12 protein-coding genes and 2 pseudogenes are annotated in these 18,745 nt (G+C 59.0%); 10 read left to right on the forward strand and 4 right to left on the reverse strand.

Annotated features, from left to right (window positions below):
* Positions 1–128 precede the first annotated feature (128 nt).
* Positions 129–1,688, reverse strand: a complete 1,560-nt coding sequence (locus M0D66_RS13275) for a class I SAM-dependent methyltransferase (RefSeq protein ID WP_266210859.1) — start codon at positions 1,686–1,688, stop codon at positions 129–131.
* 362 nt (positions 1,689–2,050) lie between these two features.
* Between M0D66_RS13275 and M0D66_RS13280 the strand changes: the two genes are divergently transcribed.
* From M0D66_RS13280 to M0D66_RS13320, 9 genes and pseudogenes are all read left to right on the forward strand, one after another.
* Positions 2,051–2,974: a class I SAM-dependent methyltransferase gene (locus M0D66_RS13280; RefSeq protein ID WP_266210860.1), complete on the forward strand. Its 924-nt coding sequence runs from the start codon at positions 2,051–2,053 to the stop codon at positions 2,972–2,974.
* Between the two features lie 384 nt (positions 2,975–3,358).
* Positions 3,359–4,366: a bestrophin family protein gene (locus tag M0D66_RS13285; protein ID WP_266210861.1), complete on the forward strand. Its 1,008-nt coding sequence runs from the start codon at positions 3,359–3,361 to the stop codon at positions 4,364–4,366.
* A gap of 412 nt (positions 4,367–4,778) precedes the next feature.
* Positions 4,779–5,585, forward strand: coding sequence for a hypothetical protein (locus M0D66_RS13290; protein ID WP_266210862.1), 807 nt, complete (start codon positions 4,779–4,781; stop codon positions 5,583–5,585).
* Between the two features lie 226 nt (positions 5,586–5,811).
* The gene (locus tag M0D66_RS13295; RefSeq protein WP_266210863.1) at positions 5,812–6,591 is read left to right on the forward strand and encodes an acetoacetate decarboxylase; all 780 of its coding nucleotides are present in this window, start codon (positions 5,812–5,814) and stop codon (positions 6,589–6,591) included.
* Between the two features lie 17 nt (positions 6,592–6,608).
* Positions 6,609–7,391 carry a 3-hydroxybutyrate dehydrogenase gene (locus M0D66_RS13300; protein ID WP_266210864.1) on the forward strand — a complete coding sequence of 261 codons (783 nt, stop codon included), beginning with the start codon at positions 6,609–6,611 and terminating at the stop codon, positions 7,389–7,391.
* Positions 7,392–7,401: 10 nt separating this feature from the next.
* Positions 7,402–8,681 (forward strand): annotated as a pseudogene (locus M0D66_RS13305) (DUF3734 domain-containing protein).
* A gap of 50 nt (positions 8,682–8,731) precedes the next feature.
* Positions 8,732–9,214 (forward strand): carboxymuconolactone decarboxylase family protein, encoded by a 483-nt coding sequence (locus tag M0D66_RS13310; RefSeq protein ID WP_266210865.1) that lies wholly within the window; start codon positions 8,732–8,734, stop codon positions 9,212–9,214.
* Between the two features lie 104 nt (positions 9,215–9,318).
* Positions 9,319–10,200 carry an RNA polymerase sigma-70 factor gene (locus tag M0D66_RS13315; RefSeq protein WP_266210866.1) on the forward strand — a complete coding sequence of 294 codons (882 nt, stop codon included), beginning with the start codon at positions 9,319–9,321 and terminating at the stop codon, positions 10,198–10,200.
* 90 nt (positions 10,201–10,290) lie between these two features.
* A pseudogene (locus M0D66_RS13320) lies at positions 10,291–10,581 on the forward strand (LysR family transcriptional regulator); the annotation flags it as partial.
* Positions 10,582–10,669: 88 nt separating this feature from the next.
* Here M0D66_RS13320 and M0D66_RS13325 read toward each other — a convergent pair.
* Positions 10,670–16,180, reverse strand: a complete 5,511-nt coding sequence (locus M0D66_RS13325; RefSeq protein ID WP_266210867.1) for a trifunctional serine/threonine-protein kinase/ATP-binding protein/sensor histidine kinase — start codon at positions 16,178–16,180, stop codon at positions 10,670–10,672.
* Positions 16,181–16,591: 411 nt separating this feature from the next.
* Between M0D66_RS13325 and M0D66_RS13330 the strand changes: the two genes are divergently transcribed.
* Positions 16,592–17,254 (forward strand): response regulator transcription factor, encoded by a 663-nt coding sequence (locus M0D66_RS13330; RefSeq protein ID WP_266210868.1) that lies wholly within the window; start codon positions 16,592–16,594, stop codon positions 17,252–17,254.
* A 44-nt stretch (positions 17,255–17,298) separates the two neighbouring features.
* On the opposite strand, the gene M0D66_RS13335 is transcribed toward M0D66_RS13330, so the two are convergent.
* Positions 17,299–17,670 carry a response regulator transcription factor gene (locus M0D66_RS13335; RefSeq protein ID WP_266210869.1) on the reverse strand — a complete coding sequence of 124 codons (372 nt, stop codon included), beginning with the start codon at positions 17,668–17,670 and terminating at the stop codon, positions 17,299–17,301.
* 273 nt (positions 17,671–17,943) lie between these two features.
* Complete coding sequence (locus M0D66_RS13340; protein WP_266210870.1) at positions 17,944–18,699, reverse strand: SDR family oxidoreductase; 756 nt, start codon at positions 18,697–18,699, stop codon at positions 17,944–17,946.
* Positions 18,700–18,745 lie beyond the last annotated feature (46 nt).

The raw sequence follows: 18,745 nt of genomic DNA on the forward strand, positions 1-18,745 counted from the left end.
TGATTGCCGGATGATGTGGTCGCCGCAAGCAATTCCGCGGCGATCGCGTTGGCCGAACGCCCGATTGTCCGCTGGAGCGGACGCGGTCATGGAGCTAGCGCGATCCGCTTGCCGACCGTATCGCTTCCTCAAGCGATTCCCAGTGCCTGCAATATCGGTAGGTGTATTTCAGCAAAGCGATTCGCTTTCGCAATCAGATCGTCGCGGGTGTTCAGCGGGCTAACGGCAACACCTTCCATGGCATGAGCCGGCGTGAGGCTCGTGTGTAAAGCAGCTTCGGCGAATTCGGCCCACTGTGCGGGTTCCCTTAAATGACGTCGCCTCGCCAACAGGAAGAGCTGCGGCACACGGGGAATCAAAACACCCGATCCGGACACCGGGCTGACGAGGAATTGTACGTCCCCGTGCTGGAGCGCCTGCTCGCAAATGGCGGCGTTCAGCCTGTCCGATGACGGACGAGCGAGCTCGATGTGCGCCTCTTCCTGTACATTCAGCAGCACCCCGGCCCCTACTAGCAACGTTACGGCCTTGACGATGAAGGGGAGCGTAATCCCGCGTCCGCGGACGCTGTTTTCGATATCGACGAGGCGTGCAGGTTGATGGCTGGCAAGCGCGTCGAGGATCGGACCATATGAGCTTTCCGGTAGCGTCGCTTCTCCCAGCGCACCGCGTATCTTCAGCAGGACCGAAGCCCTCGGCAGCGCCAGCATGACGCGATGCGCGCGCAGCGCCGTCTGCTGCGCATCCTCACCGAGTGTTTGGCTCCCTTTGACCCAGTAATCTCGCCGCATCGACCGGTTGATGCAAAAGTCCCGTACGGTCTCACGTAAAGCGGTATCTGGAACGCCCGCCAACAAGGCGCGTTGAGCTGGGTTGAGATTGATCTCGTCAACGTGATCGCGATAGTCAGCAGAACAGCCATAAGTCAAACCGCTCGCGGCAAGCGATGATGTGACCTGCGAGAAAGTCATGGGCTGCCAGTCACGATTGAAATATTCGTGCGCGAGGTAGTGCGTGTTCTCCTTGGGCAATGCGTCGACACGTTCAGCCAACTGCGGGTTGACCACTGCGTAGCCGGGTTGCGTTGCAACCACGGACTTCACGAAGTCCAACGCCGCAGCAATGTGCGTCTGGACTTGCGTTTCGGCGGGTACGCCGCCGTGTTCATTCAACCGCGCGCTCACCTGGAAATGACAGTTCATCAATTCGCGCACCGGCAACATCGTGGCCCACCCGGGCTGGGTGTTATAGCTCATATACACGACGCCGCCGTCATTGAGTTTGCGTCGAATGAAATCGGCAATAAGCGCGCGATTTTCGTCGGAAATCCAGCTCCAGATACCATGCATGCCGATGAAATCAAATTTCGGCAATTCGTCTCGCCTACAGAATTCTGCGAAGCTTTCAGCGAACAAGCTTGCCTGGGATCCTGCGCACTGTGTCAGTTGCTGGGCAAAGCTCGCATGAGACGGGTTGAAGTCAGTACCGAACCATCTTGTAGTTGACCCGGCTGCGTGGATATTCACGCTGACGCCGTGGCCGAATCCTAGCTCGCAGGCGGTACGCAGGGTCGGAGGGGCGATTCCCGACTGTAGCAACGGAAGTCTAAGACGTAGCGGATCCAGTTCGTCGCAATAGCCGTACGTGTACGCAATACCATCAATGCTGCCGGCTTCCCACTCACTCACGTTCTAGCTCTCATTTTCTTGAAGGATCGCCGTGCTGGAACGACGGCTTCCCAACCCACTTGCAGCAAAGGCCGGGCGATATGGTCAACGTCGCAGCGTGCGGATCGCCTTGCCGTCGGATCGGCTTGATGCGAAGCCTCTCATAGCGCTGACCCCTTTGTCTATCCTCAGTCCGAAGACAGACATTCCCAAGCGTTTCCCCGCTCCGACAGCAGGTCCTTCAGGTTCTCATAAGGTAGCGTCCCTAACATTCATGCGCCGACGGCGATGCCGCTCAACTGCTGGTCGGCTGATCCGGGATGAGGTTCGAGTCTTTGGTCATTCGACACACCTCGTTATCCAATCGAGATTCGTCCTTCCACATGAATAGTTCCGACTCCCAGCTGCAATCCGATGTGTGGTCCGATTGGCTGTTACATATCCGGCACGGAGATGACCCAGGGCACGAACGAGCTCTCCATGTCGAACTCAAACATCATGTGGACCGCGTTCTGGCCGGCGCGAGGCTTGCCCCTGGCATGACGCTCGCCGACATCGGTACCGGCGATGGGCTGATCGGTTTAAGCGCGATCGACCGCATAGGCCCATCGCTGCGCGTGCTTATGACGGATATTTCGGCACCTCTGCTTCGTCACACTGAAGCACTCGCAGTTCAGCGGAACATCCAGGATCAGTGCGTCTTCATCCAAGGCTCCGCCGAATCACTCGATGGCATTGAGGATGGCGCTGTCGATGCAGTCACGACACGGGCCGTTCTCGCGTATGTCCCGGACAAGATGGCCGCCCTGCGGGAATTTCATCGGATTCTCAAGCCCGGTGGCCGGCTATCGATCGCCGAACCGATTTTGCGCGACGATGCAATCGAAGCAAGCTCGCTGCGGAAAATCGTTGAAGGTTTGCCCGAGAAAGCAGGGGACAACTTCTTCCACCTGCTGCATCGCTGGAAATCCGCTCAGTTTCCCGATACCGAGGAAAAAATTTCTGCGAGTCCGATTGCCAACTATAGCGAACGCGATCTGGTCCGCTTCGCTTTGGATGCGGGGTTCGCGGATATTCATATGGAGTTCCACATTGATGTCCGTCCGGCCGCGGTCACCTCCTGGGACGTGCTGCTTGGCAGCGCGCCGCACCCCTGGGCTCCGCGGCTCGGCGACATTCTCGCGACGCAGTTCACGGTGGACGAACGACTTTTCTTCGAACAGATCCTCCGCCCGCAAGTTGAAGGTCGCCGATTGGTCACGGCCGAGCGCACCGCTTACCTTACCGCGCTAAAGGCGCTTCGCTGACGCACATAGCCGCTTCGATTGCATGGCTCATGTTTCAGTTCGGGAACGCCCGTAGCCCAAGGACCATTGCCGAACCATTTTGACGGCGGCCGGCGCATTGGGTGTCTCACGTAGCACCCATGTTTGCCCGGGAAGATACGGCCGATACGCCTTAGGTCGACCGATATGCCGCTTCAAGGCAGCATCCCGGCAACCGCTGACAGCCGGGACCTGCTCTGTAGCGCCCTCCTGGGGGTGTGGTGATTCCCCTGTCACAAAACTGATGTCTGGAACGTCTTATATACCGGTGCATTTGAAGTCCGCCCTCGGATAAGCGCGCCAGGCCCCAGATTTCTACAGGGTTATTCACTCCAATTTTGGCAATCTGCTTACTTCCAATTCGTCATGCATCTGGGAAAATCATACAAGTTGTCCGAGTTCCTGGTCTGGACCAGAAGGCAGATCTATTGGCTTCTTCTCTGCGGATCGGTACCCGTTGTTCTTTATAAAACGTTGGGTCTAACCTGGTTATCCGTACCGCTAAGCGTCATCGTCCTGCTCGGCACCGCCACGTCGTTCATTGTGGGATTCAAAAACGTCCAGACATACAATCGGGCGATGGAAGCGCAACATATCTGGACATCGATCCTGGGCACGAGTCGGCTTTGGGGCGTGATAGCTCGGGATTTCCCTGCAGATGCCGAGGTTTCGAAAGAACTGGTGTACCGGCATCTGGCGTGGCTCACAGCCTTGCGTTATGAGCTCAGGCAGCCGCGGGTCTGGGAAAGTACTGACAAACCGTTCAACGCAGAATACCGGCGCTTCTACGTTATTCCTGAGCGCGAGATTGGAATCCATGATCTGCTCCCTTCGTACCTGCCCCCTGCAGAAACAAAGCAGGTTTTGTCGAGTACAAGTAGACCCACAAAGGTTTTAAGCCTGCAAGGCGCGGCTATCAGCCGGTTGCTCGCTTCTGGGAAGATCAGCGTTAGCTTTTACATGGAACTGGAAAGGACACTCAGGGAGTTAATCGATCAGCAAGCGAGCGCCGAGCGACTCAAAAACTTTCCTTATCCGCGTCAGTACGCAACAATTAATATGTTGTTCGTGCGGTGTTTTTGCCTGCTCTTTCCATTTGGCCTACTGCAGGAGTTCAACAAACTTAACGACGGAGTTACTGGTTTCATGCACGGCAACATGATTTGGCTTGTCGTCCCCTTTAGCGTCATCGTCTCGTGGATGTACACCTCGCTTGAGCAGGTCGGAGAGAGCACTGAAAACCCATTTGAAGGAGGGGCCAACGATGTGCCAATTTCAATGCTCTGTCGGACTGTAGAACGCGAATTGAGGGAGATGCTCGGCGACGCCAATCTGGCTCCCATGCCGGACCAGGAGGCTAACGTCGTCCTGTAGTTCACACGTTGACAAAACCGGCTTACCGGGAAGCCTCTCAATACCGGAAATTCAAAGCGCGCCACGCGGCTGAGATCCACGCGCATTGCGAAGTGTCGCGGCAGCGAGAATTGTTGCCGTAAAGGAAACGCTACGTGTTCCTCTAACTATCTACCAGCATACGGGCGTTGAACCTACGATGACTTGCGAGCGATATGTTGCCGCTACCCACCCTTCGACCGTGCGCAGCGCGGTGGACTCGTTTCGAAACCCGGCAGGTTGTGGTCGTTATTGTCTGGTTGTTTCACTGACCATCAAACACATGAGTTTGCCGGCTGGAGCAATGGTGGGAGCCACGGTGGATCGGTCGCGCATCTGAATCGAACCAGCATGGCTTTGCGACAGCCCGTGTTGGAATACGAGGGGTATTACCGTGTTTCATCTGAAATCCAAACGAGTCTTATCCAACGCCGCCCGCGCCTTCGTATGTGTGTTGATGCTGGCAGAAGTCGGAACACAAGCAAATTCGGCCGCAGTGACGCGTGCGGCGGACATTGAAGCCTCCGGTTTCGAAGATTCTTCTTCAGGGCGCCATTTCGTAAGCGACGACCCGGTTGCCATTCGGGACAGGATGGTGATTCAGCACATGAGTGCCGACTCGCCTTCCTTGGGCGATCATGTCCTGAGCCTGATCCGCATTCCCACCGGCAGGCAGCGCCACAATACCGACTTGACGGTAGCCCATCTCGATCGCGACCTGACTTTTGTTGTACCCGTCCAGTATGGGATGAGGTATCAGGCCGAGAAGCACCTGTTGACGGTAAATGTGGATTTGTCCGTTGACGACAATCACACAGGCATCCTCCTCAAAAAGACAATCAGCGGACCCAGCGGTCGAAGGCTTGTGGTCGCGCCGGAAGCGAGAGCAAAAGGGTTCATTCAGCATATCGATATGGTTGAACTCGAATCCGGCGAAAGTAACAAGACCACGGTTCGCGGACGCGTGACGCTATCGCGGGCTGCGTACGCTGAAGCGAATGGCGACTACGCGATTGTTCTCATGGGCCGCCTGGCGCCACCCTATCTCAGCGACAGGATCGATCACAGCGATCCTACCGATGACGAGCCTACCGACATCACGACAAGAACCTCCAGGTTATATGTCGATATCCGCGCCATCTGGCTGGTGAGCCCACAGCGGGGCGTCGTGCTATCGAAGTCACTGCATCTGTCGAAGTAGCTCAAGCCGATGGTGAATACGGCGAATGGGCCGCTCTTCGGAATGACTTCGTCTTTTGTCCAACATTCCTTGTGTTGTTGATTGTTGCTACCGCGACAACACGGTGAGTTCCCTCATAGGGCTACTGCCGTTCCACGACCACATCTACGATTTGTCCGGACGGTCGCGACAAATGAAGCTGTTGCGATGTTTCTTACGCAGTACCTCACCAACCGAGCAACGATCCATGACAGAAGACGATATCCGCAAGAATGCCTTTGCGATGCCCGTGCACAATCCGGCCTATCCGCGTCCTCCCTTTCGCTTTGTCAACCGGGAGTACTTCATCATCTCGTACGAGACGGACATGGATGCACTCAAGGCCGTCGTGCCTGAACCCCTTGCGGTCGACAACGCAATCGTTCATTACGAGTTCATTCGCATGCCCGATTCGTCGGGCTTCGGCGACTACACCGAAAGTGGTCAGGTGATCTCGGTTCTCGATGAGGACGGAAATCGCGCGAACTTCACGCATGCCATGTATCTCGACGACGAAGGTCCTATTGCTGGCGGACGGGAGATCTGGGGATTTCCGAAGAAGCTCGCTTCACCAAAACTGTGCGTCGATGGCAAGGACACGTTGCTCGGCACGCTCGACTACGGGACACAGCGTATCGCCACCGGAACGATGGGCTACAAGTATTGCGCACTCGATACGGGCGCCGAGCGCCGTAAGCTCGCCAACACGCCTAACTATCTGCTCAAGGTCATTCCGCACGTCGACGGCTCGGTGCGCATTTGCGAGCTGGTGCGCTTCTTTTTGCGTGATGTCGAAGTGATCGGCGCGTGGGAAGGACCCGCCGCGCTCGAGCTGCATCCGCATGCACTTGCATCGGTCGCCGAGCTGCCGGTTCGCAAGGTAATCGGTGCGCGCCACGTTATTGCCAATCTCACGCTCGATGTCGGTGAGGTGGCTTATGACTATCTTGCACCCGCCGAGGCAATGAAACTCGCAGTTAACCAGTAATCTCTCACGGAGGACTTATGGCATTGACTGATAAGGTCGCGCTCGTTACGGGCGCAGCAAGCGGTATTGGAGAACAGTGCGCGCGCAAGCTCGCGGCAGACGGTGCAACGGTCGTGATTGCGGATTTGAATCTCGCGAACGCACACAAGGTCGCTGAAGATATTGTGACGAACGGCGGCAAAGCTATCGCTTTAGCAATGGATGTGACCAGCGAGGAAGCGGTCAATGCGGGTGTCGATGAGGCGGTAACCCGGCTTGGCGGTCTCGACGTCCTCGTTTCGAATGCCGGCATTCAGATAGTCAACCGGATCGAAGACTACGCATTTTCCGATTGGAAGAAGATGCTGGCCATTCACCTCGACGGCGCGTTTCTTACGACCAAAGCCGCGATCAAGCACATGTATGCGTCCAACAAAGGCGGCGCGGTGATCTACATGGGCTCGGTTCACTCGCATGAGGCGTCGCAGCTCAAGTCCGCCTATGTGACAGCCAAACATGGACTTCTCGGTCTCGCTCGTGTTGTTGCGAAAGAAGGTGGTTCGCGTGGTGTGCGTGCGAATGTCGTGTGCCCGGGGTTCGTCAGAACGCCGCTGGTCGACAAACAGATCCCTGAGCAGGCAAAAGCACTCGGAATTTCCGAGCAGCAGGTTGTGAAGGACGTGATGTTGAAGGAGACCGTCGACGGCGAATTCACGTCGCTCGCTGACGTTGCCAACACGGTTGCATTCTTGGCGGGCTTCGGATCGAACGCGCTCACCGGACAATCTATCGTGGTCAGCCACGGCTGGTTCATGCAGTAAGGAGACGAACATGTATGCGAGCCAGCGTAACCAGCTACAAAGGCCCCACCATCTGAAGCTTCCCGCTTATGACGAAATCGGACTGGTACTCCAGGGGGGCGGCGCACTGGGCTCATATCAGGCCGGCGTGTATGAAGGCCTTGCCGAAGTCGGTGTCGAGCCGACCCGGATATCCGGTGTGTCCATCGGCGCGCTGAACACTGCGATCATCGCCGGTAACGCACCTGCGGATCGGGTGGAGGCACTGCGTGGATTCTGGAACACGATCAGTCAACCCGCGGATTTCTTCTCGCACGCAAGCGCGCGCTTTCCGGCATGGCCGGGTTTCGAAGATATGGGGCGCAGGTGGTCAAGCGCGTGGGCTGCAACGCGCACGCTGCTGGAAGGTCAGGAGGGTTTTTTCTCCCCACGTGCGCATATGCCTTTCGCCGCGCTCGGAAAAAAACGTCCTGATCAAGTCAGCTATTACGACACCTCGGCATTACGTGAGACGCTCTTGAGATACGCAAACTTTGATCGCATCAACGACGGAAACATTCGCGTGTCCGTTGGAGCGGTCAACGTGCGAACGGGCAATCTTGTCTATTTTGACAATTCGACAATTCGACAATGCGTCTGGCGCCGGAGCATTTCATCGCGTCCGGTGCGCTGCCACCGGGCTTTCCAGCCGTCGAAATCGATGGAGAGTTCTACTGGGACGGTGGGCTTGTTTCCAACACCCCCCTCACCGAGATTATCAGAGAAAGCCAGCATAAGGACACGCTCGTTTTCCAGGTCGATCTGTGGAGCTCGCGAGGTAAGCTGCCAGGTGATTTTCTGGACATCAGCGAGCGTACCAAAGACATTCAATATTCGAGCCGCACACGAGCGATCACGGCCTTCATGTCGCAGAACCAGAAGCACGCGCAGATGATCAAGGCACTGCTTGAGCACATTCCAGAGAAGGTCCGGCTTACGCACCCGTTACTTCGGGATGCGCAGAAAGCGGCAGACGGCAGTGCGGTGAACGTCTTCCACCTGATCTACAAGAACAAAGCGTTCGAGGGACATTACAAGGACTATGAGTTCAGCAAAGGCACGATGCGCGAGCATTGGACGAGCGGCCTCGAAGATATCCGCCGTTCCTTCGGACACCCCGAGTGGTTCGATATTCCCAGCCGCGAAACCGGCTTTGTCACGCGCGACGTTCATCGCTATCGGCAGGAAATGAGCGAAGCCGTCGGCCCCGTTAAAGAGCCAACGCCGCAATCGAAACGCTCGCCGGAGGAAGGACGGGCAGGCGCGAAGTAGGGCATATCGAATCCCACCATGGGTCATTCTATTTGGCTGGTCAGAGAAAAATGAATCAACCCCCCATGCCCCGACTGCATCATGACGTGGCGGCGTCGCTGAATATTTCATACTTCGATGCAGCAGATACGCTTGATGAACGTCTCATCGCGCTTCTTGATTTGCGCGCTTCACAAATCAACGGCTGTTTGTTGTGCGTTCAACATCATCTTCGACGTGCGCGTAGGGCAGGGGTGCCCGCGGCGAAGGTGGAGCACATCGGAGCATGGCGTCGCGCCGATGTGTTTTCTCCGTGTGAGCAAGCAGTGCTTTCCTGGGCCGAACATCTCGCAGGTGTAGTCCGGCAGTCTGTTCCGGATACCGTGTGGCGGAGTCTGCAAGGCTACTTCAGCGACATGCAGATCGCCGCGTTGTTTATGTACTGGAATTGTAGTGAGTTGTGGTCGGGCGACGACGTTCTTCGCTGCTGCACCGTTAGTAGGCCGCTCAGTACGGGATCTGCTTCGGGCATCCCGATAGAGGCAAAGCGATGATTTATCTTCGAGAAGCTACCAGTCCACTGGATTACTTGCCCTTGCCACCGTCAGTAATTTATTCTGACAGCGCTTGTGCTTTCAACGCGAGGGGAAGTCTGTTCATGGACGACGACGCACATACCTTTAACGGGCTCCGCCCGCGATTGCAGAAGATTGCGTATCGAATGCTCGGATCGGTTGCGGAAGCCGAAGATGTCGTGCAGGACGTTTGGCTTCGGTGGCATTCGGCGGCCCGTGAAACCATCGACAACGCGGAGGCGTGGCTGGTCGCGGTCACGACACGAATGTCCATCGATCGTCTGCGTGCGGCGAAGATTCAACGCGAACACTACACGGGCATATGGCTGCCTGAACCTGAAATGACGGATTTCCCGGCTACGCCAGAGGGGGCCGCGGAACGCGCCGATGACGTCTCCGTGGCTTTTCTGATGCTGCTCGAGCGGCTGACGCCAGAAGCACGGGCAGCATTCCTGCTGCGTGAGGTGTTTGACGCCGACTATGACGAAGTCTCGCAAGCCATCGGCAAGACTGAGGCGGCTTGCCGCCAACTGGTAAGCCGTGCAAAGGCGCAACTACGCGACGAACGCCCACGTTACGTGGTGCCACGCGAGACGCAGATGCGTTTACTTCAGACGTTTGCTCAGGCGCTGGAGCGCTGCGACTTCCCTGCGATCAACGCGTTGCTGGTCGAAGACGCAATGCTGATTGGCGACGGCGGCGGCAAAGTCGCGAGCTTCCCGAAGCCGATGGCAGGTGGCCGGCGCATCGCACAATTTTTTTATGCGTGGTCGCTGCGTTATGGCAGCAAACTCAGCGTCAAGCTCGTTGTGCTCAACGGTCGATGGGCGCTACTGCGTTTTATTGAAGGCAAACTCGAATCAGCTCAATCGTTCGAAACAGACGGCGAGCATATCGTCCGTATACTCGTGCAGCGCAACCCTGACAAGCTCGCACGCATCGCGGCAGCACACTTGAACGGCTGAACGCCGATCCGCCTTAAAAGGCGGGGGACACTGTCACGACTGGCAGCGCAGATACGTCTAATCGGTAAGGACTTCACGATTCGCGCTTCCATGTCAGACTACCCATCACGCCCCCCAATCACCGGCGCCGACGACCCGTTCGCAAGCAGCTTTGCGACCAGTTATGCTGGTGTCGTTTCCTTTCTCGCCGTTGTCAACGCTGGCAGCTTCGCACGCGCGGCCGATCGCCTTGGAATCGGCCGTTCCTCCGTTAGCCGCAACGTGCAGAAACTAGAGGCCCAGCTCGACGCGCGGCTCTTCCTGCGCACGAAGCGCAGCGCGTCGTTAACGCGTGAGGGCGAACTCTTTTACGACAGTGTTGAAAAGGTCGTGTTTTCGCTATGACGCTGATGTGCATCCAACTTTTTCCAGCTGTGAACGTCAACGAGGATATCAACATGATTCTCGCGAACACGACACTGCATGGCAATCACAATGAAGCGGCCGGATGGGCGGGTACGGTGAATTGAACGACGGCGCCGCGCGGGAGGTTTGCGCTCGCCCACAATCGACCGCCATGCGCGTCGATGATCGAACGGCAGATCGATAGCCCCATCCCCAAACCGGTAGGCTTCGTGGTGTAGAAGGGGGCGAAAATGCGCTCGGCGCTGTGTGGAGCAAAGCCCGGACCCGAATCGCGCACTGTCACGAGCACGCAGCCAGAGTCGGCTATCCCTGTACTGACGAGCAATTGGCGTACGTCATCGTTGACGCCGCTCATCGCTTCGAGTGCATTGATGATCAGGTTGAGGAGCACTTGTTGCAGCTCGACGCGGTCTCCTTCGATGAATGGCAAACCATCCGCGAGTTGCGTCTGCACCGAGGTGCCGCGTTTCATGGCTTCGCCTCGGGTGAGTTCGATCACCTCGCGAATCGCCTCGTTGATGCCCACTGGTTCCTTCTGTGGTGGTGCCTTCCTGATCAGTTCACGGATGCGGCTGATCACGTCGCCCGCTCGATTACCGTCGCTGACGATACGGTCGAGCACTTGCCGGACCTCCTCCAGGTCAGGCGGCTGAGCGCTCAGCCACCGTAGCGCGGCCTGTGCGTTGGTCACCGTCGCGGCGATCGGCTGCTTGACTTCGTGAGCGATGGTGGCCGTGAGCTGGCCCATTGTGTCGACGCGATTTGCATGCGCGAGCTCCGTTTGCACCTCGCGATAGCGCCGCTCGCTTTCGCGGACTTTTTCCTCTGCCTGCTTGCGCTCAGTCAGGTCGAGCACGAAAGCGACACCTTCCTTGCGACTTGCTTCGAAAGTGGCCAAGCCGACTATGACGGGCACACGGCTGCCATCCTTCCTGACGTATTCCTTCTCATAGGGCTTGACGCGCCCCGTCTGCACGGCCTCTGCCAGGGCTTGTTCGGCGCCCTGACGCCATTCCGGCGGCGTCAGGTCCCTCCAGCGTACGCGACCTGAGACAAGATCTTCCCGCGCGTATCCCACCATGCGAAGAAATGCGTCATTGGCTTCAAGAATGTCACCATCGGCATTCCAGACGATGATACCGATGATGTTGGCGTCGACGAGGCGTCGGATCTTCGCTTCGCGTTCCGTGAGGTCGCGGTACAAACGGGCATTCTCCAGCGAGATCGCGGCCTGCGAGGCCACCAGCTTCAGCACGGCGATCCGGGCCGGGCTGAACACTCGGGCGGCCAGATTGTTTTCGAGGTAGAGGGCGCCCGTGAGCTTAGCCTGATTCATCAAGGTCAGGCAGAGAATTGAACGGGCGCGATGCTCACGGACGTAGGGATCTGTGGCAAACGGGGAACTGGTCGCGGCATCGTCGAGGAAGACGCTCTCCTGGGTGCGCAGGACATGGTAGAGGATCGACTCCGGCAGCATCGCCGCGCTCACCGGCACATCGCGTAGCTGCAACTGGGTCGCGTCACCGCCCGTCGTTGCTTCCGCCGCTATCCGCTGTTCACCGCCGTCCGACAGAATCAGCAGGCCCCGTTCGGCGCCAGCCTGTTCAATTGCCGTACGCATGACCATATCGATCAGCTTTTCCAGGACGATATCCCCCGAGGCGGCTTGGCACACCTTGATCACGGTCACGAGGTCAAGGTGTTCGACCGGTGTTGCGATCGTGCTCGTCGGGCCGGGCGCGGGCTCTTCCGTCTTCAGATACGGATAGCTCTCCTCGAGTTGCCGCACTTTCCCATCGGCCCCCCAACGCAGGTAACCATAGCGGGCGTCCTGTAAATACACACGGGCAATCTTCTCAAGGCCGCGCGCCGCGTAAAAGCGGGACGCGAGTTCGTTGGCAAGCGCTTCGGTGTGGACAAAGCCGCTTTCCTGAGATGTGCGGATGGCCTGCTCATAGAGCAGTTCAGCATCCACCACGCGGCCCTCGATGCGGGCGATCTCGGCACCGACCAGCGCGGTGCGGCTCCCGAAGTTTTCCGGGCAGTTCTCTGTCCAGATCTGCAACTGCCTAAGATGCGCAGCCATCGCTGACAGGTGCTGCGACCGCTCGCTGACCGGGGCGGAGTCGCAAGATGCGGATTGGACCAGTGCGCCGAAAAAGTGATATTCGGCCTCCTCAAAGAATGAGGATGATGTCCAGAGCAGCTGTTCCGCCTTCGACGCGGCATCCATTGCCACTGTATAGTCGCCGGCGAGGTAGCGTGCTTGCAATTTCCGGACCCAGTACCAACACGCAGCGAGCGCCAGGCCCGGATTGCTGGACAGATGGTCTTCGGTGCGAAGCTCGCTGAACTGTCCGTCGTCAAAGCAGCCGAATGCCGGCGTCAAGCCGCGGAGCATCCGGATCAGTGCGAGTTGCGTGGCGATGAAGTCTATGACGAGACCGAACCGCACCTTCTCTGCGTACACAAGACCGCGTTCGGCTTCGCCTTGTACTTCGGGCAGCGGTTCACCGGCGAAGAGCAGGTCCGAGTTGAGGCTGTTGCCCGAGTAAGCGCCATACGGGAGGTCTCCGATCCGGTTCGCCGCTGCGAAAGCGCGGCGCAGCAGATCGCGGCAAACCCGTACCGGTTTCATCCAGCGTACGACAAAAATCGAAAAGCAAAGAAACGTCTTTGCCTCAAAGCGCTTGAGCCCGCGTTGATCGATGAGTGCGCAGCCGAGTTGGCCGAACCGATATCCTGCCTGGTAGTCGCCGAAACGCCGTCCGGCGACCCTGCCGACATTGGCATAGAGCACACATGAGGCATCACAGTTGCCCCGCTCAAGGCTGAGACTGACCGCCTTGCAGATCGTCAGGCAAGCCAGGTTTGCATCCGTCTGCAAGGCCGGCGCGAAGAGCTTGCTCAGCGCCTCGACGGTCCCGAGGGAGGCCGCGTCCTCCATAAGCGGCAAATTGACCAGTTCCTCGATGGTCCGGCCTGCAAGCTGCGACCAGATGCGATCGTATTCGAGTCGTACCTCCGCGTCGCTCGGATGGGGGGACCACTCGATGCCGACATGGCGGAGGAAGGCGAGACAAACAGCGACTGCGCGGTCGCTCTGATCGAGCACCAGGCAGACATCCAATTGCAGGCACGCGACGAGAGCGCGTTCAACCGTTGTCGTGGCGCGATGCGCCAGTGCCACCAATCGCTGGTCTGCGACCAGTAACTGACCGGTCAGGAATTCGCATTCTGCCCGGTTCAGCTCAAGCGCAAAAATTTGCTCATGCCGACGCTCCCAGCAATCGTCGTTCAATAGTTCCGCCCCGGTGATGAGATAGGTAAGCGCCGAGGCATAGGCTGTCGACGCCTTGGCGCGCTGACCAGCGAGCAGGTTGAACCCGGCAAGCTGCTCCCGTTCGCTCTGCTCGGTGATCAGCGCGGCGCCGCGATTGAGCTGGCCCGCGATCTCGAAGATCGCCGCCTCCCGCTTTTCCGGGGACGTCTCTTCGGCGAGCAGCCGTCCGATCCGCAGATGGGCCGCGGCTCGCGAGGCTTCGGGGATCAGTGAATAGGCGGCTTCATGAACCCGGTCGTGAACGAACGCGTAGGACCCCTCAAGCCGTTCGACCAGTTCCTGACGAATCGCCTCCCATAGAGCCGCGTGGACCTGCGCCTCGGGGACGCCGAGAACGGTCGAAAGCGCCGTGACGCCGGCGGCGTTCCCAAGACAGGCAAGCTGCTGCAGCGCTTGCTGTGTCTGCTCCGGCAGGCGAGTCAGTTTGCCGGCCATCAGGTCCACGACGTTGTCGGTGTATCCCTTGGCATGGATGCGATCGGTTTCCCAGCACCAACGCCCCGCGTCATGATCGAAGGTGAGTAAATCTTCTTCGACAAGCGCGTGCAGGAACTGGATGACGAAGAACGGATTGCCGGCTGTCTTGTCATGCACCAGTTGAGCCAGGGGCTCGACGCGCTCCGGCTCGCAGTGAAGCGCTTCCCCGATTAACTGCTGGATGTGCTCCCTCGCGAGCGGCGCCAGCGTGATTTCAGCGATCTTCACGCTCGCGTTCCTGATTGCCTGAAGCCTGACCGTCAGCGGGTGTGTGGCATCGACCTCATTGTCGCGGTAGGCGCCGACCAGCATCATGTGCTGCAGCTCCGAGCCGGTCAGCAGATCCTCGAGCAGGTCCAGCGTTGCGGCGTCGAGCCACTGCAGGTCGTCGAGAAAGAGCGCGAGCGGATGTTCCGCTCGAGCAAATACCCCGATGAAGCGTCGGAACACGAGCAGGAAACGGCTTTGTGCCTGTTGCGGCTCAAGTACCGGGACCGGTGGCGGCTCACCGATGATGAGCTTCAGTTCCGGGATGAGGTCGGTCATGAGCCGGGCATTCGGATCCAGCGCCTCCTGCAACGCGCCGCGCCAGCGCGCGAGTTCCGTGTCGCGCTTGCCAAGCAATGGCCGCACCAGGCTTTGAAATGCCTGTACCAGAGTCGAATAGGGGATGTCGCGCTTGTACTGGTCGAACTTGCCGGACGCGAAGATCCCCCGCGGCGGCACCAGCACCTTGTGCAGTTCATTGACAACCGAGGATTTGCCGATGCCGGAATAGCCGGAGACCAACACCAGTTCCGGCGCGCCGCTCCTGACGATCCGATCGAACGCCGCGACCAGAGTGTCGACCTCGCGCTCCCTTCCGTACAGCTTCTCGGGAATCTGCAGCCGGTCAGGCGTGCCGTGCTCGTCCAATGGGAAGTCATCGATGCGGCGCTGACGTTGCCATTCGGCCAGGCAGTGCTGCAGGTCATGCTCGACACCAGCGGCAGTCTGATAGCGCTCCTCGGCCGTCTTGGCGAGCAGCTTCATGACGATGTGGGAGACGGCGGCAGGGACGGTCTCCACCCGCGCGCTGGGCGACACCGGCTTTCTGGCGATATGGCAGTGCACCCATTCCATGGGGTCGGTGGCCGTAAACGGCAGCACGCCGGTCAGCATCTGGTAGAGCGTGACGCCGAACGCATAAAGGTCGCTGCGCGAATCGATCGAGCGATTCATCCGGCCGGTCTGCTCGGGCGCCATGTAGGCGAGCGTGCCGGCGATGGTCTCGGGCGGCTCGGGCGCCTGGCGCTCGCGCGGCAGCCGCGAGGCGAGGCCGAATCCGGTGAGTCGCGCCTGTCCGTCGGCGCAGTTCACCAGGATATGGGTGGGCTTGAGATCCTTGTGGACGAGGCCGCGTTGGTGGAGCTTGCCCAGCGCTGCAGCGATGCCAACGGCGAGCCGCAAAAAATCTGCCATCTCCATGGGAGCGTCGAGCAGCTGCACGAGCGGCTCACCGCCAGGGTCTTCGAGCACCAGCACGGTTTGGCCCGCTTCGCGCACCAGTTCCAGCGGCCGCACCGCCCACGCGCCCTCCAGTTCGTCCTTCAGGCCAAACTCGTGAGCGAGGCGATTAAGGCTGGCAGGTAGTGGATGTTCGGCGGCAGGGCGCGAAAGCAGGACATTGTGGCTGCGGCCTTCGCGTGGCGGGCGTAGCCCTCGACAGAAGACGCGCTCGCCGTCGTCCCACAAAATCTGGAGTCGATTGTCCATCGGCATCGGAACCCTATGTAGGCCATCATCTGCCGCACGCTGTCATTGGGTTGGATGCCACATTCGTCTGCATAATCCTGGCAGAGTACGCTCGCGAACGCAATTTTCTACACGGCATCTCTGCGACTAGCAACGTTGCAGAAGCGGGCAATTCGCAGGATACACCTCGGCGAACGTGGTGCCATCCGGTGTGGCTGGATGGACAGCGTGGGAACGGGTTCATGTTACGCCCACTGCCGCGGTGAGTCAGATTCATTGCACGGGTCTATGGAGTGCCGGAAATTTGCGGGTGGGAAAAACGCACTATAATTTTCATGGTTTTGTTGCACCAGACGGCGAGTTTTTGCTCCCGTTTCAAACCCCCTCATCCCGATTGCCGCCGCGGACCTTACCGGTTCTCGAGGAGCCAAAATGACTTCGGAGCCGCATTCGAGTTTAGCGAAAAACGAAGGCCAAGCATCTGTTGTCTATGTGATCGACGATGACGAATCGATGCGGCTTGCCTTGAGCACGCTACTGCGCTCGACCGGCCTGCGCGTCGAGACGTTCGCGTCGTCGCAAGAGTTTCTCGCTTTTCCGAAACACGATGGGCCCAGTTGCCTGATTCTCGACGTGAGGCTGCGTGGGGAGAGCGGCCTCGCGTTTCAGCAGGAACTCGCCAGCAGCAGTCTGCGCCTGCCGATCCTCTTCATGACCGGCCATGGCGATATCGAGATGTCGGTCAAGGCCATGAAAGCCGGCGCTGTGGATTTCTTCCCCAAGCCGTTTCGTGATCAGGACATGCTCGATGCCGTCGATCAGGCGCTCAAGCGCGACAGTGAACGGCTCGAGGGTGAGCAGTCGACTGCGGCGCTGCGCACTGCCTACCAGTCACTCACGCCGAGGGAAAAAGAGGTGATGGCCTTCGTCGTGAAGGGCCTGATGAACAAGCAGATCGCCTCTGAAATGCATCTGAGCGAAATCACCGTGAAAATCCACCGCGGGCAGGCGATGAAGAAAATGTCGGCACGCTCCGTCGCGGATCTCGTTCGAAAGGCGGAAGCACTCAACATCCAGCCGCTCCGCACGAAATAATCCCGTTTCTTTGCAGCGGCCCAGCGCCGTCAATGTGGTAAGCGTTACGCTTTGCGGCAAACGCGCGCCAGATAGTGCGCAATGACGGTCGCGTCGACCGGCTTTGCCAGAAACGCAAGCGCACCATTTGCCAGGATTTTTGCCTCGAGGGCCGAGGTCGGGAATGCTGTGACGAAGATGGTCGGCGGCGCGCACCCGCGTTCGAGCAGGCGCTCGTGCATCTCTATGCCGCTCATTCCGGTCATTCGCACATCGGAGATCAAGCATGCCACATCGCCGATGTCTGTCGCTTGCAGAAACTCCTCCGCGGAAGCGAAGACGCGTGTCGGCCAGCCCAGCGAGCGAACGAGGCTCTCGGTCGCGCTGCGGACGGCATCGTCGTCGTCGACAATGCAGACAAGCAGGTTAGTAGCCAAAACTCAGACCTCGACTGTCGCGCGGAGCCTGCCGATCAGGCGGGTTTGCTCTGCGAATGCTTAACGACTACAGACTAGTCCGGAAGCGCCCGGACGCAAATCATACAGACGTATAGGGTGGGGTGCCCGCGTCCCGAATGTGGGTTCGCGCGCGAGCGATGGGAGATGCGCGGCGCATCCGGGAGAACGCTGCGGAACGCCACGGTGGCAACAGGCAGCGAACGGCGGATGCGTTTCATGGAAGTCTCTATCCCTCGGCTGGCGGATGCGGGATCAGGCTCCTGCGTGTGAGCGGCGAAGCCATTCGCCGAAGCCGATGTGACCGAGGCGCGCCTCGCCCAACGGCACGAGCGAATGCTCCTCGACCCGGCCGCCGAAGTATCGGGCCTCGGGGTCACCCACAACCTCACGCGGGTCGCCGACCGCCTTCAGATAGCGGGCGACGATGTCGTTGAACGGCGCTCGTTCCGGGCCTGCGATCTCGACGATGCCGTTTACCGGCGCCGCGAGTGCGACATCTGCGACGATAGCAGCAACGTCATCCGCGGCGATGGGCTGGAAGAGGCCGGGCGAGAGCCTGACTATATTTCCATCCGAACTTGACGCGGCGATGCCGCCGAGGAATTCCAGGAACTGAGCGGACCGGATGACGGTGTAGGGGATGCCGGAGATCTCGATCAGTTTCTCCTGGGCGACCTTGGCGCGAAAATAGCCATTGTCGGGCGTCCGGTCGATTCCGACGATAGAAAGCGCGACATGGTGCCGGACGCCTGCTGCAGCTTCCGCCGCGAGAATGTTGCGGCTGGAGGTCTCGAAGAAATTCAGCACCGCCTCGTCTTCGAATGAGGGCGAATTGGCGAGGTCGATCACCACTTGCGCGCCGATCATGGCCTCCTTGAGCCCCTCGCCGGTGATGCTGTTGATACCGCTTCTGGGCGAGGCTGCGACGACCTCGTGGCCGCTCTGGCGCAGAATGGCGACGGTCTTCGAGCCGATCAGGCCGGTGCCGCCGATGACGACGATCTTCATGGTCTACCCTCCAAAAAATTTCAATCAAAAACGCGCAGTCGGATGT

This window comes from Paraburkholderia sp. SECH2, assembly GCF_030464795.1.
Classification (GTDB): domain Bacteria; phylum Pseudomonadota; class Gammaproteobacteria; order Burkholderiales; family Burkholderiaceae; genus Paraburkholderia; species Paraburkholderia aspalathi.